Raw genomic sequence first — 16,349 nt, 5'->3', positions numbered from 1 at the left:
TCGTTGCCGCCGTTCATGTCGTCGGCTCGCGTAGTGAGTACTGTCACCGGCTCAAGCGGGGAGGAAGGTCAATGCGATCGCACTCGCCGAACTGGCCACGATGGCGCCGATCAGGCTCATCACGATGCCGTGGGAGGCATCGTTGACTGCCATGTCGTCTCGCATCGCGGACCACAGCCTGCCTGCGGAAACGATCATCCAGGCCAGGCACAGCAACAGCACGCACCACAGTAACCAGTTGATCAGCTGCATGATCGGTTGGATCACGTCCGCGGGCATCTGCTTGTAGGCCAGCACGATCGCGGTGCCCATCACGATCCGATGACGGCGTTCATGATCGTGCCCGCGCTGGTGGCGACGATGCCGCCGATCATGGCGCCCGCCACCATCTTCGGCGATTCCAGGCCACCGCCGGTCCACTTCTCCCAGGCGAACCTGCCGCCGGCATAGGTGATGCCCAGGATGCCCGACAGCAGGACGAACCACGTGAAGTAGCGGACCAGTTTCATCAACTTGTCGGCGGCCGGCGGCGTCTCGGGTGTCGGATTCCCGACCTGAGCGAGAACAACGCCGTACGTCTCGTGTACAGCGGCCAGGATGGTACTCATCGAGCGTCCTTCTCAATAGGTGATCGGAATACAAAGCCGGGTACCTCAGGTACACCGTCGGATACAACTGTCGGCGCGGTCATGACAGCCCCGGGGAGGCACGGATCACCCGCACCCCGGTCGCGGCGGGGACCGGCTGCGCAATCATCGGTCATCGTCGCTCCCTGTCCTCCGGCTGCGAACCGGCACCGACCGTGTCCCGCACCAGGTCGACGATGCTCATACCCAGCGCGTCCACCTCGTGCGGAACCTCTTGCAACGGATCGAGTTTGCGTTTGCGCTGCTGTGGCGGCGGGTCGCCCGGCGACCACACCGGCAGCTGATCGGGTTCGACCAGCGTCCACTCCTCGATCCAAGGCAGCTGCCACACCTGCCCTGCCAATGCGCCGACCACGTCGCGATAGCGCCGGATCTCGGCCGGGATGCGGCCGGGGCGCGCGGCGACGGTGATCAGGCCCAGAACTTCACTCGGCCCGGCGAGACCCGCCCGATGCTGACGCAGCAGATCGTGGGCGCGCGTCAGCCCGGCGATGGTCTCACGAGCGACCAGCACCACGAAAGGTGATTCGCGTTCGAACACACCGGGCCAGCGCCGGTGCGAATCCGCCGCAGGCGCAAGCACATGCGCGAGGGTACTGGCTCCCGCGCCGCCGTGCACCCCTAGCAACCACACCAGCGGTGCACGTCCGGCACCGGGAACCGGGCGGTCCCAGATGGGGGCGCGCCGAGACTCCGCCGGTGCGATAACGCCTGCCGCAGGCGGATTTTCGGAGGGACGAGGTTCCTTCATGGCCGCGGTCATGATGCCATCCCCGTCAGCAGCCGCCGGTAGGCCCTCCGGGTTTCGGCGTCGAGTGCGTTGTGGCGCACCAGTTCTCCGCGAGCGAGCTGCGGGTCGTAGGGAACCTCCCGAATATCGCTGACCCATCCGGTGAGATGTTCGCGCAGGTGGTCGGCGACTCGAGAGTCGTTGCCCGGCAACTGATGTGAGACCACGATGGTCGTGTCGCCGACGATGCCGCCACCCTGCCCTTCCGCGTGACCGCCGAATTCGTCGTCGAGCCACTCCAGGGTGACCCGCAAACGATTGGCGGCATCCGCGCGCGCCGGAATAGCCAGTACCAGTGCGACTTCCGCATCTTCGAGCAACGGACGCAGCTGCCGGGCCGCGATGGGGTTCCCCCCGTCGTAGACAGGGGTGAATCCCGCGTCCGCGACCGCACGGGCCACGGTCAGATACGTCGCTCGCCGCCGCAGCGGTGAGGCGTCGCGCCACAGCAGGCCGATACCCGAGCTGGCGCGGGACAGGCACTCCTTCAGTGGTGCGGGCTCGTCGTCGCCGCGGCCGTACAGCCACTGTTGCAGGCTGATCGGGCTCAGATGCTCGTCGGCGCCGCGCAGCGCCAGATCGCTTCCGGCCACGGTGGCGTCGACGGCCACGGCGGGGGCCTCGGCGCCCAGCTCACCCGCGAGTCCCAGTGCGGTCGTGGTGGTTCCGGAACCGCCGCAGCCACCGACGACCAGAATCGGACGGGGCAGCCCGCTGTCCTCGCCGTCGTCTCGCCGACCCTTGCGCAACCGGACCACCGGCGCCCGTCCACGCGGTCGCGAACCCGACGAGACGTCCGCGTCGGACGTCTCGTCGAGCCATCGGCTCCAGTCCTGTCCCATCTCTCTGCTCTCCTCTTACCCGGCCGTGATTCCCGTGATCAGGGTCCGGCCGCCGACCACCGTGGTGGTCACCAACTGCTTGTCGTAAGTGGCGGGGCCCGCGCCCGGCCGCCGTTCGGTCACCTCCACCGAATACCGGTCCGCGGCCAATGTGACCACCCGCACGCAATAATCGGTGCCCAGCGGCACCGAGGCGATGCCACGCTGGATCACCTCGGCGGGCGACACCGCCGCACCCGGCGCCACCACTTCGCGGGCACGCTCGGCGGACCGCTCGACGTAGAACGCGTGCTGGAACCACAGGATGGCGTCCGGTCCGGACGCGGTGCCACCGACCTCGGCGCCGCGCACGACACGATCGGAGCGTTCGGTCGGACAGTGCCCCGCCGAGCCCACGACCGCCACGTGATCGGCGCCGATGGCCGAGGTCAACCGCAGCATCGGCGCGTCGTCCCCCGCGGCGGGCCGCAGCGGTAGCCGAGCGGTGGACTGCGTGCTGTCACCGCCGGACCGCAACAGGTACAGGGCGAAACCGCCTGCGACAGCCAGCAATAGCACAGCTATCGCAAGAACCACCGTCACGCGCAGCGGGCTGGGGCGGACGTAGTCGCGCAGTGACGGCGACGCCGAGCCCGGTGCCCGCCGGATGACCCGGCCGGGCCCCTCGTCCTCGTCGTCCGCGTCGTCCGCGTCGAACTCGCGCCGCGAGGGCAGGATCCACTCCGTGCCGTCGTCGTCTCGGTCGTCCAGGTCGTCCGGGTGAGCGTCGAATTGACCCGCACCGGACTCCTCCGCATCGTCGCCGGCGGCGTTGGTGGAACGCGGGCGGCGGCGGCCACGGGCCCGGCCGTCGTCGGATTCCCGGGGTAGGCGGACCACCTCGCCTTCGTGGGCGGGATAGTCGTCGTCGGGGCCGGGTGCGTGCCTGCCGACCCAATCCGACCAGCCACCCACGAATTCGCTGCGTCGCGTGGCCGGTTCGTCGGCGAACGGGATGTCGAACGGCTCGGGCTCGGTGTCGAGAATGTAGTGCGGATAACGCGCCGCTCCAGGCTCCGCCTCGTCGTCGACGGGGTCGGAGTCACCCGGGACGGGTGTCGGCACGGCATGTTCGGGTTCCAGCGCCGGGAACCATCGTTGGACCTGTTTGTACGGCTTCAACATTCCCTCATCCCCGCGGAGCCGGGCACGTCGTGCAGCATCGTCGGACCCTCTCGGCGATCAGTTCGTGGAGAACGGGTAGTTGTTGTCAGCGGTACCACCACGGGAGCTCACCAACGGCACACCACCGGGTGCGGCGTCACCGAGGCCCTTCCCGAACGGAAATTGTCCCGTACCCGACGAATTCGACGAACTCGACGCGCCGGACAGGAGTCCCGAGATTCGGCGTATACCACGTCCGCGCAGGTCGTGGGCCGTGATTCGCGAGGATGAGGGGATCACAACAGGGGCGGGAACGAATGCGGATACACCGAATCCGCGGCGGAGACCCGGCGCGACCGGTACGGTCGCTGCCGAGCACGTCAGCACGGTCAGCACGATCTGACCCCCTTAACCCGCTGTGTGCAACAGTTCTGAGGGTCGAGTGCCGCTGCGACCCGTCCGGCGATCATCAGGTGGATTCGAGTTGTCGCCGACCTCGCGCACGCCCCGAAACGCAATAAACCGTAACAGAATCCGAGCCCGAGTGCAGGCCTACCATCCACGGCCACACCCGCCCGCGGACGCGGTGCGCGAACGTTCCTACCTGCGAGAAGGATTCGGGCGGTCCGCACGGTACGTCCGAAACGTCACTATCGAACCGGCTCGGGCAATCTCATGGCGAATGCGCAATTCGGCCGTGGGCGAGGACAACTCACCGCGATATCCGCGTCGGCGCAGCACATCGCACGGGCACACCGGTCCCGATGCGATCAGGTAACCGTGCGCGCGGCAGACTGATCACGTGAGCAATTTTCCCGTCGCCGCGGTCGTCTGCGCGTTCGTGGGCGCACTGCTGTTCGCCGTATCCGCCGTCGCCCAGCAACGCGCGGCCGCCGACGTTCCGGCCGGGGACGCCCTGGTCGCTCAGCTGATCCGGAACCCGCGGTGGTGGGCCGGGATCATCGGCGACGCCGGCGGGTTCGCGTTCCAGGTCGTGGCGCTGGCCCTGGGCTCGGTGCTCATCGTGCAGCCGATCCTGGTCACCGCACTGGTCTTCGCCCTCCCGCTGGCCGCGCATTACAGTCGGCGGCCGGTCACACCCGTGATGTGGGCACACGCGCTCGCGCTGTCGGTCGCGCTGGCCTGCTTCCTCATCGTCGGCGACCCGACCGAGGGAGTCTCCGACGCACCGTGGGACCAGTGGATGTGGCCGTTGATCCTGGTACTCGGGCTGGTCGCCGCCGCGGTCGTCGTCGCGGTCACGATCCGGGTCACCGGACTGCAGGCGCTGATGCTGGGGTCCGCGGCCGGGCTGTTGTTCGGCGTCGCGGCCGCGCTGACCCAGCACGTGGTGGAACTGTTCGGACACGGCATCACCGCGGTCGTCACCAGCTGGCAGCCCTACACCCTGGTGGCCGCGGGCATCATCGGACTCTACCTGCAACAGCGTGGCTATCAGGTCGGAGCGCTCTCGGCCTCCCTGCCCGCCTTTACCGTCACCGAACCCCTCGGCGCGGCCTTTCTCGGCCTCACCGTGCTCGACGAACGCCTGCGGACCGGCACGGTGGGCACCCTCGTCGTCATCGCCTCGGTCCTGGTGATGTGTGTGGCCGCGATACGGCTCTCCCGGGCCCAGGCCGAACTACCCCCGGCGCCGCCCGATCAGGCCGCCGAGGTCACCCGGTAGACGTCGTACACACCCTCCACGTTGCGAACCACGTTCAGCAGGTGTCCCAGATGTTTCGGATCGCCCATCTCGAAGGTGAACTTGCTGATCGCCACCCGATCACCGGAGGTCATCACCGACGCCGACAAGATGTTGACCTTCTCGTCGGCCAGCACCTTCGTCACATCCGACAGCAAACGGGTCCGGTCCAGCGCCTCGATCTGAATCGCCACCAGGAACACCGACGACGGCGACGGCGCCCACTTGACCTCGATGATCCGTTCCTGTTGCGCACGTAGCGAATCCGCGTTCGTGCAGTCGGTCCGGTGCACACTCACCGAGCCGCCGCGAGTCACGAAACCCATGATCTCGTCGCCCGGCACCGGTGTACAACATTTCGCCAGCTTCGCGACCGTGCCCGGGGCGCCGGGAATCTCCACGCCGGCGTCACCGATGGTGCGCTGCCGCGCCGGCAGCGTCGACGGCGTACTGCGTTCGGCCAGTTCGTTTTCCACATCGCCGACACCGCCGAGCTGCGCCATCAAGCGCTGCACGACATGATGGGCCGACACCTGATTCTCGCCCACCGCCGCGTACAGCGACGAAATGTCGGTGTAGTGCAGTTCGTGCGCCAGCGCCGACATCGCGTCCACGCTCATCAACCGCTGCAACGGCAGACCGGACCGGCGGACCTCCTTGGAGATCTGCTCCTTACCCGCCTCCAGCGCCTCTTCCCGGCGCTCCTTGGCGAACCACTGCCGGATCTTCGCCTTGGCCCGCGGCGAGACCACGAAGTTCTGCCAATCGCGACTCGGACCCGCGTTCTGTGCCTTCGAGGTGAAGATCTCCACGACCTCACCGTTCTCCAGCTGCCGTTCCAGCGCCACCAGCCGGCCGTTGACCCGGGCGCCGATGCACCGGTGCCCGACCTCGGTGTGCACCGCGTACGCGAAATCGACCGGCGTCGACTCCTGCGGCAAGGTGATCACATCGCCCTTCGGCGTGAAGACGAAGATCTCCGGCGACTTCAGATCGAAGCGCAGCGACTCCAGGAACTCGGCCGGATCCGCGGCCTCACGCTGCCAGTCCAGCAACTGCCGCATCCAGGCCATATCGTCGACCTCGGCGGCGTCGCCGGAATGTTTGCCCTTGGTCTCCTTGTACCGCCAGTGCGCGGCGATACCGAACTCGGCCGTGCGGTGCATATCCTGCGTGCGGATCTGCACCTCGAGCGGCTTACCGTCCGGCCCCACCACCGTGGTGTGCAGCGACTGGTAGACGCCGTAGCGCGGCTGAGCGATGTAATCCTTGAACCGCCCGGCCATCGGCTGCCACAGCGAATGGACCACGCCGACCGCGGCGTAGCAGTCACGGACCTCGTCGCACAGGATCCGGATGCCCACCAGGTCGTGGATATCGTCGAAATCCTTACCCTTGACGATCATCTTCTGATAGATCGACCAGTAGTGCTTGGGCCGGCCCTCGACGATGGCGTTGATCCGGCTCGCGGCCAGCGTGTTCACGATCTCCGCCCGCACCCGCGCCAGATAGGTGTCACGCGACGGCGCGCGATCGGCCACCAGCCGCACGATCTCGTCGTACTTCTTCGGGTGCAGGATCGCGAACGCCAGATCCTCGAGCTCCCACTTCACCGTGGCCATACCGAGCCGATGCGCCAGCGGGGCGATGACCTCGAGCGTCTCGCGCGCCTTCTTCGCCTGCTTCTCCGGCGGCAGGAAGCGCATTGTGCGCATGTTGTGCAAACGGTCCGCGACCTTGATGACCAGGACCCGGGGATCCCGCGCCATCGCGATGATCATCTTGCGGATGGTCTCGGCCTCAGCCGCCGCCCCGAGATTGACCTTGTCCAGTTTGGTGACACCGTCGACCAGATGCGCCACCTCGGACCCGAAATCCGCGGTCAGCTCGTCCAGCGAATACCCGGTGTCCTCGACCGTGTCGTGCAGCAGCGCCGCCACCAGCGTGGTGGTATCCATCCCCAGCTCGGCCAGGATATTGGCCACCGCCAGCGGGTGGGTGATGTACGGATCGCCCGACTTGCGGAACTGGTGGGAATGCTTCTCGTCGGCCACATCGAACGCACGTTGCAGCAACTGCAGGTTGGCTTTCGGATACAGCTCCCGATGCACCGTCGCCAACGGTTCCAGCACCGGCTTCACCGCCGCGATACCGCGCTGCCCCGTCATCCGGCGCGCCAGGCGGGCCCGCACCCGCCGCGACGCCGAGCTCGGCACCGCGGCCGTCGGAGCACCCGGCTGGCGCATAGGCATATTCCGAGGTGACGGGGTGGACTGCTGACTCCCCTGCCCCGCGCCCGCCCCGGACGCCGGGGGTCGCGGGGCCTCCGGAGTGGCGGGCGGATCCGCCGAGCCGGTGGAGGCCGATGCGGCATCACTGCCCGCCTCCGATTTCCCGGCATTCGCCTTCTCCAGATGCTGAGTCATGCCACCACCTCTCGCGCCTCGATCGAAATACCCTAGCCGACCGATTCAACAGCCCAGAACTCCCACTTTATGCCGCAATTTCGGCCTTCGCTTCGCTCCCGCGGGGTTCCCGGCCGATCCCGTGCCCGTCGCGGCGACGGCGCGGGCCGATGCTCACCCTGTTCCGGCGGACGACCGGTCGATCAGGCCGCCTCGGGTCAGCTCCAGATGCCGGGTCGTGCCGATCTCGCACAGGAACTCCGGGTCGTGGCTGACCACGATCAGGGCGCCCTCGAAGCTGGTCAGGGCCTCGGTCAGATGTCGCAGACTGGGCAGGTCCAGATTATTGGTGGGCTCGTCCAGCAGCAGCAGTCCGGGTGCGGGATCGGCCAGCAGCGCCATCGCCAGGGCGGCCCGCAACCGTTCCCCGCCCGACAGCGCACCCGCCGCGACGTCGGCGTCGGCGCCGCGGAACAGGAAACGTGCCAGCTGTGCGCGGATCCGCTCGGCCTCGGCACGGGGAGCCGCGGCCGAGACGTTCTCGAACAGCGACAGCTCATCGGTGAAGATGTCGAGCCGCTGCGGCAGCAGCCGCCAGGGCACCCTCGGCGGTTGTGCGATCAGCCGGTGCAGCAGTGTCGTCTTCCCGGCGCCGTTGCGACCGGTGACAGCGATGCGCTCGGGTCCGCGCACCCGCAGCGACACCACCGGCCCGTGCGCCAGCCGGACCTCGTCCAGTTCCACCACATCCTGCCCCGGGTACAGCCTCGTCCCCGGCAGGTCGACCCGGATCTCACGATCGTCGCGCAGTTGCTCCTGTGCCTGCTCCAGCGTCGATTTCGCCTCCTCCACCTTGGCGATGTGGTTGTTGCGCAGTTTGCCCGCCGACACCTGCGCCTGACGTTTGCGCTCGGCCATGATGATCTTCGGCTCACGCTTGGTGTCCCACATCTTCTGCCCGTAGCGACGGCGGCGGTCCAGTTTGACCCGGGCCTGCACCAATTCGCGCGATTGCTTGCGGACATCGCTGCGCGCATCGCGGATGGCCGCACGCGCGGCCACCTGCTCCGCCTCGACGATCTGCTCGTAGACGTCGAAATTGCCGCCGAAACAGCGGATCTCGCCTCGGCGCAACTCGGCGATCGTCCTCGCCCGGCGCAGCAGTTCCCGGTCGTGGCTGACCGTCAGCACCGTTCCAGCAAACCCGTCGACGACCTCGTAAAGCCGTTGGCGAGCAGCGGAATCCAGATTGTTGGTGGGTTCGTCGAGCAGCAGCACATCGGGTTCGCGAAGCAGTTCGGCGACCAGGCCGAGCAGGATCGTCTCACCGCCGGACAGGGTCTCCAAGCGCCGATCCAGGTGTGCCACGTCATCGGCCAGATACCGCAGCCCCAATCGTCCGAGCAGCGCGATCGCCGATTCCTCGATGTCCCAGCGGGTTCCGACCCGTTCGAAATCGGCCACGGATGCGGCGCCGGATTCGATGCGGTGCAGTGCGGCGCGAATCTCACCGATTCCGAGTACGGCGTCGACCCGCTGCCCCGCCGCCAGTCCGAGGTCCTGGCGCAGATGGCCGAGTCGCCCCGCCACCGTCACCGAACCGCGCGCCGGGCGCAGTTCCGCCGTGATCAGCCGCAACAGCGTGGATTTGCCGGCGCCGTTACTACCGACCACTCCGATGTGGCCGGGTCCGAGCACCGCGTCGAGCCCGTCGAGAACGGGAGTGCCGTCGGGCCACGCGAAAGTGAGGTCGGACAGCGAAATGGTCGGAATAGACATGTGCATGCTCCTGAGGGCGGCGAGAATGGCGCGCGAGAGGGCGGGCCACGCGGGGGCTACCTCAGAAGAGCAACGGCACGACTCCGATCAACGGGAACAAGAGTTGAAGACTCTAGCGGACAGAGCATCCGGCCACAAGTACCGACGCCGGCGACCCCGGCCACCGGCAATGAAAATCGGTGCCGCTCAGTTGATTCGAAAGACCGGGAATCCAGGCGCGATCGCGGCCAGTTCGGCGTCGGTGGCATCCGCGGTCACACCCTCGAAGAATTTGCCGACCTCCCAGCCCCACTTCTTCAGGTACAGCCGCAGCACCGGAACCTTGTCGGCGTCGGCCACCTCGGTCACCGTGAACACCTCGGTCTTGCGTCCGAGCCGAAGCTCACCCCCGCCGGCGACGCGGATATTGCGAACCCACTGTGTACGACCCCGCGGGGCGACCAGATACCGAGCTCCGTCCGCATCCTCCAGCAAGTTGACCATCGTGGTGCGCCATTCCCCGGAGGTGCGGCCACGTACCGCCAGCAGGCGAGACCCCATCACGCTGATGCCCCATTTCGGCAGGACGTTGAACATCCGGTTCATGATCGGGTCGATACCGGTGGGGGCGATGTACCGGGTGGCGTTCACGACTACTCCTCGCTTTTGTGAGCATTGCTCTCTTGATGGATCTATCATCCACCGGCGGGTGCGCCGTTGTCAAGAGCAGCGCTCACATTCGAGAATTCCAGGCCACTGGACAAAATCGGCTGCGTTCAACGCCGTCACGCGGGTATTCGGCGAGTATGTACAGATATAGAACCTATCGGACTAACCGCGCGGGTGGACTGGCGGCGATCGTCAGCACCATCGGCGGCGTGCTCGCACTGATCGAGATCGTCTACATCCTGTTGCAGATCTTCGATGCCAACCAGACGAACCGGTTCTTCACCTTCATCAAGGGGTTGGCCGAACCGCTGGCGCTGTTCTTCCCCGGCCTGTTCGCCACCGGCTCGCCGGACTGGGACGTCATCATCAACTACGGTCTGGCCGCGATCTTCTGGCTCGTGGTAACCGGAATCGTGGCGCGCCTGCTGGCCCGGCTGTGATCCGGGGCGGCGGCTGCCGACCTGCGGTTATCCGCGAGCCGAATGCTCGTGCGGAGTGAGAAATTCCATGCGGTGATGGTGGAGGAATTCGAAGGCCGGTGCCCAATGGCCCGTGAAGACATCCTCGTCCTTGCCGACCGTACGCTGTGACGCCGCCCCCAGACGGGGATCCTCACACACGACGTGGGCGTTGTGGCGGCCCGGACCGACCGGGCCGGTATCGAGGTCGACCGAACCGTCGCCACCGACCGCACGCCACGGCATATCCACTCCGGTCGCGTTGATCCGGCAGGACCGCCCCTGCTTCTCACCCGTCACCCGGGCGGTGATGGTGGACCCACCACGCAAGGCCACCGACGGTGTGGCCGCTGCAGTGGCGGCCCCGACGATGAATACGACGCCGACCGTGCCGGCCAATGCCGCCCCGATCCGGGTACGCCGGCTGCGGCTCACCGCCGCACCGTCCACCTCGGCCCGGCACGGCCTGCTTCGGCGCTGCCGCGATGGCCGCTGTATTCGTTCATGCGAATCGTCCGTCGCTCATTCGGGCTCCCTTGCCGCACGTCAGCATAACGATCCCGGTCGGGAGCCCACAACCGGACACGCGCCTTACACCTGCACGATCGAGGTGAGCGGATAGTCGCCCTGACGGGCCCGCCCGCCGAGGTCGCCGATTTCGAGGACGACCGCCGCCGCGACGACCTGCGCCCCGGCTGAACGGAAGAGCTCCGCCGCCGCGGCCAGTGTGCCGCCGGTGGCGAGAACGTCGTCGAGTAGCAACACCTTGCGATCGGTGAGGTCGATACCGTCGGCCGGGATTTCCAATGCCGCCGAACCGTATTCGAGCGTGTACTCGCGCGACAGCACCGGCGGCGGCAGTTTGCCGCCCTTGCGGACCGCGACCACACCGGTGCCCAGCAATGCCGCCACGCCGGCTCCGAGCAGGAAGCCGCGGGCGTCGACGCCGGCGATCAGGTCGGCGTCGGGCGCGCACGAGGCCAGGCATTCGATCACCGCGTGGAAGCCCTCGGCATCGGCGAAAACGGGGGTGAGGTCCGCGAAACGCACACCGGGGGTGGGGAAATCGTCGTGCCAGCGGGTCAGCCGCGCCACCACATCCGCAGTCCGCACGATCTTCTCCTCCGCGGACTCGGCCGTTTCCACCATCGTGTGCTTACTCATCTACACCCACTCCCTCATCCCGCACCCGGAGGTACTCACCGCCGCAACACCCAACGGTCCATATTCCAGCCCGCACCGGCCTTGGTGGGGCTCACCACCCCGTTCTCCAAACCCTTGCCGAACGCGACTGTCCGGGGGGTGTTGAACAACGGGATCGACGGCATCTCGTTCCACAGCAGATTCTCGGCCTCGGTGTCGAGGTTCAACACGGTCGCCGAATTGTCATCCGCCGCAAGCTGATCCGAGATCGCATCGTAACGCCCATTACCGAAATGACCGAAATTCACGCCCTCACCGGTGCGAAGCGCGGCGGTGGCCTCGATCCCCGGCAGTGACCCGGCCGGCCCCACCGCGGCGGCGGTGCCGCCCAGGATCGCATCCACCTTCCCGTCGCCCAGCTGTGCCGGTGCGAAATCCGCCGCACCGGCGTCGACGACGGTCACACCCGCCGCCTTGCACGCATCCGCGATCATCGCCACCGTGCGGGCACGGCGATCATCCGGGGCACGATAGCCGATCCGGACCGTCGGGTTGGGGGCACCGGCCGAGGCCAGCGCACGCTGCGCACCCGCGGAATCTCCGGCGCGATACTTGTCGGCCGGACCCGAGATCACCGGATAGTAAAGCGAGTCCGCCTGCACCGTGCGGGAATTCAGGGGGCCGGAACCCAGACCGGATTTCTCGTCGAATCCCGGATGCCCCAGGGTGTCGTACAACGCCTGGCGCGGGACACACAGTGCGAACGCCCGCCGCACATCCGCGGACGAGAAGACACCGGCGGTCGCGAGCACCAGTTGCTCGGCGCCGCGGCCCGGTACCTGATTCACCGAGAAACCGCCCAGGCCCAGATCTTTCACCGAATTCGCGCCGATATCGACGACCTCGACGGAATTGTCGGAGACCTTCTTCTTCAGATCCGCGTTCTTGGGCCACACCACGATGCGCGGGGTGGCGGGTTTGTTCCCCCACCACTTGTCGTTCTTCACCAGCACGAGCCCGTCGCCGTCGCTGTAGGAGTCGATGCGATAGGGCCCCGAGGACGGCAGCAGGTCGGCATTGACATCGCCGGACTTCAGATTCCATCCGGTATTCCAGAACTGGGCCAGCCGGTCCAGGGCGCCCTGATCGCCCGCCTGCACCGCGGCCACCACATTCGGCACACCGGCGGCCTTGGCCGCGATATGCGCCGGCATCAGATCACCGGCGTTGAACAGGGTCTTCCAGGCCAGGAAATGATGATCCGGGCGGAAGACGACTGTCGCGTCCTTGGAACCGGGCTGACATTCGACCCGCTCGATTTCGGAATAGCCGGTGGTGGTGGCGGCATCGAACAGCGGAATCGGGCCGCCCGGACCGGGTTTGGTGAATCGGCCGCTGCGCGCCGCCCATTCCAGGACCAGATCGTCACAGGAGGTGGGCACGCCGTCGGAGTAGACGCCGTCCCGATTGAGCCGGTATCGGACGGTCTGCGCCTCACCCGCCACCTCGTTGGCGGTGCCCACATCGGTGTCGGCGACCGGCTGGCCGTCCGGGCCGGTGTAGAAGAATCCGGTCAGCACGCGGGAGAACAGTGCAGACGAGCCTCCCGCCACTCCGGCCGAGCTGCCGCCGTTGTAGGTGGTCGGTAGCGCGTCGACGGCGTATCCGATGGATGGCACCTGGTTCTTGCTGGAACACCCCGCGACCACGCCGGTGAGCAGAGCACCGGCCGCGATCACGCCGAACGTTCGCCGTAGCGTCCGCCGCACCCGATCCGACCCCCTTCGACTCATCAGTGGCTTCTCTTGTGCCGCTTCCCGGTGGGCCGGGCACCGGGTCTCGGTGCGGCGGAACCGCTTTCGCGGGTGCGGGTGCCGACCGGCGCGCCCACGGGGCGACGACGCGTCGTCTCGCCCGGGCGGCCGGTGTCACCGGCGGCGCGCTTGGCGAGCACCTTGCGGGTGTGCGCGGCGACCGGACCGAAGCGCTCCTTGATCGACACCAGCAGCGGTACCGCGAAGAAGATCGAGGAGTACGCACCCACGATCATGCCGACCAGCTGGACCAGCGCCAGATCCTTCAGGGTGCCCACCCCGAGCAGCCACACCGCGATCACCAGCATGCCGACAATGGGCAGGATGCCGATGACGGTGGTGTTGATGGACCGCATCAAGGTCTGGTTGGCGGCCAGATTCGCCTGCTCACCGTAGGTGCGCCGGGTCAGATGCAGAACACCGCGGGTGTTCTCCTCGACCTTGTCGAACACCACGACGTTGTCGTAGAGCACGTAACCGAGGATGGTGAGCAGACCGATCACCGCGGCCGGCGTCACCTCGAATCCGACGATCGAGTAGATGCCCGCCGTGACGACGAGGTTGAAGAACAGCGAGGCGATCGCGGCGATGGACATATCGCGTTCGAACCGGATCGCGATGTAGACCATCGTCAACAGTACGAACACGACCAGCGCGATGATCGCCTTGCGGGTGATCTGCCCACCCCAGGTCTCGCTGATCTCGGCGACGCTGATCGCGTTACGGCTCACCGCGCCGCTCGAATCCTTCGGATGGAAGGCGTTGAACAGCGCGTCGGCCACCTTCTCCTGCTGCGCGGCATCCAGTGTGTCGGAACGGATTTCGTACGAGGTCGAGGCTCCCGAGCCCACCTTCTGAACCGTCACCGGGTCGTGTCCGAGCGCCTGGTTGTAGGTCTGCTCGACCTTGCTGGTGCTGATGTCCCCGCTCGCCGGAACCTGGATGCGGGTTCCACCGGCGAAATCGATGCCGAGGGTGAACCCGCGCACCGCGATACTCAGGATCGCGATCAGCACCAAGGCCGCGGCGATGCCGTAGTAGAGCTTGCGGCGGCCGACGATCCGGAATCCGCCGGTACCGGTGTAGAGACGCTCGAAGAATCCGTGCCGCGGGGCGTCCGCGGTGGGTTCCGGCTCGTCCACGATCGGTTCCTCCAACACCTGACTGCGATTGTCGCTCATCGTGTCCCCGTCCCTACCAGCGTGCCGCTCGCTTTACGCTCTCGCGCGATCTGCTGCACCGCGCCGAGTCCGTTGACCGAGGGCTTGGCCCAGAACGGCGAGCGCGAGGCCAGCATCATCAGCGGCGCGGTGACCAGATAGAGCACGATCACGTCGAGCACCGTGGTCAGGCCCAGGGTGAAGGCGAAGCCCTTCACCTGCCCGGCGGCCAGGATGTAGAGCACCACCGAGGCGATCAGGCTGACCGTCTTACCGGAAAGGTTGGTGCGCTGCGCCCGCGACCAGCCGCGGGGCACCGCGGACCGGAAACTTCGGCCCTCACGCATCTCGTCCTTGATGCGCTCGAAGAACACGACGAACGAGTCGGCTGTCATGCCGATACCGATGATCAGACCCGCGATACCGGCCAGATCGAGGGTGAAATTGATCCATCTGCCGAGCAGGACGATGATGCCGTACACCGCCACACCGGAGGCCACCAGCGAGAATCCCGCGAGGAAGCCGAGCATCCGGTAGTAGAGCAGGCAGTACAGCAGCACCGCGATCAGGCCGATCGCACCGGCGATCAGACCGGCGTGTAACGAGGCCAGGCCCAGCGTCGCCGACACGGTCTCGGCTTCGGAGGTGGCGAACGACAGCGGCAGCGAACCGTACTTCAGCGAGTTGGCGAGTTCCTTCGCCGTGGACGCGTTGAACCGGCCGGTGATCTGGGTGGTGCCACCCAGCTGCGGGCCCTGCTGCACGACCGGCGCGCTGAGCACCTTCGAGTCCAGCGTGAACGCCACCTGCTTCTGCAGGAAGTCCTGGGTGAGCTTGGCCCACGCGTCGGCGTTCTTGAAGGTCAGGTCGACCGCCCACTGCGACTGCTGGTTCAGCGACGAGCTGGCGTCCTTGATGTCCTGGCCATCGATGCGGCTCTTGTCCAACAGGTAGACCTCGTTGCCATCACTGGAACAGGTCACCAGCGGCAGGTTCGGATCGTCGTTACCGGCCAGCGGATCGGGCTTGCTGCAGTCCAGCATCTGCATGGCCTGCGCCAGCACCTGCGGATCGGTACTCTGCCGCAGCGCCTTGGCCTGCGCGATCTCCTGCTGGGTGCGCTGCTGCGGGGTCAGATCGCCACCGGGCTGTCCCGGGGCCGGCGCGGGAGTGGACGGCGCCTGCGCCGGGAACACCCGGTTCTGCGCGGTCCCACCCGAGGGCTGATCGGCGCTGGACGGCTCGGCCGGAGCGGGAGCCGATTCCGCGGACGTCGGCGCCGGCTGCTGCTCGGCACCCGAGGGCTCCCCCGGCACCTGCGCACCGGGGACCTGCGCACCGGGCACCTGCGCACCGGGGGCCTGCTGACCGGGAACCTCGCCGCCGGGCTGCTGCTGAACGCCACCCCCGGCCTGGCTCTGCCCGGAATTGAGCACCGGGCGGATGTAGAGCTTGGCTGTGGTCGCCAGCGCCTTGGCCTGCTGGCCGTCCTCACCCGGAACCGTGATGACCAGGTTGTCGCCGTCGATCACCACCTCGGAGCCGGCCACGCCCAGGCCGTTGACCCGCGATTCGATGATCTGCTGGGCCTGCTGCAGGCTGTCCTTGCTCGGTTTGCTGCCGTCGGGCGTGCGCGCGGTCAAGGTGACCCGGGTACCACCCTGCAGGTCGATTCCCAGCTTCGGTTCCGGCGACTTGTCACCGGTGAAGAACACCAACGCGTAGATCACGGCGAGCAGCACGGCATAGACGCCGAGCAGCCGCAGTGGATGCCCCGTTCCCTTGGAAGGTGGCACAGTACTTATCTCCTAGGCG

At 67.2% G+C, this 16,349-nt stretch carries 15 protein-coding genes; 2 read left to right on the top strand and 13 right to left on the bottom strand.

Annotated elements, in window-relative coordinates; translation table 11 throughout:
- Positions 1 to 51 precede the first annotated feature (51 nt).
- From LKD76_RS13870 to LKD76_RS13850, 5 genes are all read right to left on the bottom strand, one after another.
- Complete coding sequence (locus LKD76_RS13870; RefSeq protein WP_025350768.1) at positions 52 to 312, bottom strand: hypothetical protein; 261 nt, start codon at positions 310 to 312, stop codon at positions 52 to 54.
- A complete protein-coding gene (locus LKD76_RS13865) occupies positions 312 to 608 on the bottom strand; it encodes a hypothetical protein (RefSeq protein ID WP_030513931.1) in 297 nt (98 codons plus the stop codon). The genes LKD76_RS13870 and LKD76_RS13865 overlap by 1 nt, the downstream gene beginning before the upstream one ends.
- A 151-nt stretch (positions 609 to 759) precedes the next feature.
- Positions 760 to 1,230 carry a hypothetical protein gene (locus LKD76_RS13860; RefSeq protein WP_227981726.1) on the bottom strand — a complete coding sequence of 157 codons (471 nt, stop codon included), beginning with the start codon at positions 1,228 to 1,230 and terminating at the stop codon, positions 760 to 762.
- Positions 1,231 to 1,406: 176 nt separating this feature from the next.
- A complete protein-coding gene (locus tag LKD76_RS13855) occupies positions 1,407 to 2,279 on the bottom strand; it encodes a hypothetical protein (protein ID WP_227981724.1) in 873 nt (290 codons plus the stop codon).
- Positions 2,280 to 2,294: 15 nt separating this feature from the next.
- Positions 2,295 to 3,443: a DUF8176 domain-containing protein gene (locus LKD76_RS13850; RefSeq protein WP_227981722.1), complete on the bottom strand. Its 1,149-nt coding sequence runs from the start codon at positions 3,441 to 3,443 to the stop codon at positions 2,295 to 2,297.
- Between the two features lie 781 nt (positions 3,444 to 4,224).
- Here LKD76_RS13850 and LKD76_RS13845 point away from each other — a divergent pair.
- On the top strand, positions 4,225 to 5,109 hold the full coding sequence (locus tag LKD76_RS13845) for a DMT family transporter (protein WP_227981721.1): 885 nt from the start codon (positions 4,225 to 4,227) through the stop codon (positions 5,107 to 5,109).
- Here LKD76_RS13845 and LKD76_RS13840 read toward each other — a convergent pair.
- The 3 genes from LKD76_RS13840 to LKD76_RS13830 form a co-directional block, all read right to left on the bottom strand.
- Positions 5,085 to 7,379 carry a RelA/SpoT family protein gene (locus LKD76_RS13840; protein WP_305082780.1) on the bottom strand — a complete coding sequence of 765 codons (2,295 nt, stop codon included), beginning with the start codon at positions 7,377 to 7,379 and terminating at the stop codon, positions 5,085 to 5,087. The genes LKD76_RS13845 and LKD76_RS13840 overlap by 25 nt on opposite strands.
- A gap of 327 nt (positions 7,380 to 7,706) precedes the next feature.
- Positions 7,707 to 9,317 carry an ATP-binding cassette domain-containing protein gene (locus LKD76_RS13835; RefSeq protein ID WP_372465804.1) on the bottom strand — a complete coding sequence of 537 codons (1,611 nt, stop codon included), beginning with the start codon at positions 9,315 to 9,317 and terminating at the stop codon, positions 7,707 to 7,709.
- A 180-nt stretch (positions 9,318 to 9,497) separates the two neighbouring features.
- On the bottom strand, positions 9,498 to 9,989 hold the full coding sequence (locus LKD76_RS13830) for a nitroreductase/quinone reductase family protein (RefSeq protein WP_227981718.1): 492 nt from the start codon (positions 9,987 to 9,989) through the stop codon (positions 9,498 to 9,500).
- A gap of 179 nt (positions 9,990 to 10,168) precedes the next feature.
- On the opposite strand from LKD76_RS13830, the gene LKD76_RS13825 reads away from it, so the two are divergent.
- Complete coding sequence (locus LKD76_RS13825) at positions 10,169 to 10,399, top strand: hypothetical protein (protein WP_227981716.1); 231 nt, start codon at positions 10,169 to 10,171, stop codon at positions 10,397 to 10,399.
- A gap of 27 nt (positions 10,400 to 10,426) precedes the next feature.
- On the opposite strand, the gene LKD76_RS13820 is transcribed toward LKD76_RS13825, so the two are convergent.
- The 5 genes from LKD76_RS13820 to secD all read right to left on the bottom strand — a co-directional run bounded on the left by LKD76_RS13820 (position 10,427) and on the right by secD (position 16,330).
- Positions 10,427 to 10,852, bottom strand: a complete 426-nt coding sequence (locus LKD76_RS13820) for a hypothetical protein (protein WP_227981714.1) — start codon at positions 10,850 to 10,852, stop codon at positions 10,427 to 10,429.
- 156 nt (positions 10,853 to 11,008) lie between these two features.
- Positions 11,009 to 11,566, bottom strand: coding sequence for an adenine phosphoribosyltransferase (locus tag LKD76_RS13815; protein WP_227985242.1), 558 nt, complete (start codon positions 11,564 to 11,566; stop codon positions 11,009 to 11,011).
- 50 nt (positions 11,567 to 11,616) lie between these two features.
- The gene (locus tag LKD76_RS13810) at positions 11,617 to 13,353 is read right to left on the bottom strand and encodes an ABC transporter substrate-binding protein (protein WP_227981712.1); all 1,737 of its coding nucleotides are present in this window, start codon (positions 13,351 to 13,353) and stop codon (positions 11,617 to 11,619) included.
- Positions 13,353 to 14,555, bottom strand: a complete 1,203-nt coding sequence (gene secF / locus LKD76_RS13805; RefSeq protein ID WP_227981710.1) for a protein translocase subunit SecF — start codon at positions 14,553 to 14,555, stop codon at positions 13,353 to 13,355. The genes LKD76_RS13810 and secF overlap by 1 nt, the downstream gene beginning before the upstream one ends.
- A complete protein-coding gene (secD, locus tag LKD76_RS13800; protein ID WP_227981708.1) occupies positions 14,552 to 16,330 on the bottom strand; it encodes a protein translocase subunit SecD in 1,779 nt (592 codons plus the stop codon). Before secD ends, secF begins: the two co-directional genes overlap by 4 nt.
- Between the last annotated feature and the right edge of the window lie 19 nt (positions 16,331 to 16,349).

Origin of the sequence: Nocardia spumae (assembly GCF_020733635.1) — a bacterium.
Lineage (GTDB): Bacteria > Actinomycetota > Actinomycetes > Mycobacteriales > Mycobacteriaceae > Nocardia > Nocardia spumae.
This window is presented reverse-complemented; position numbering and strand designations above follow the sequence as displayed.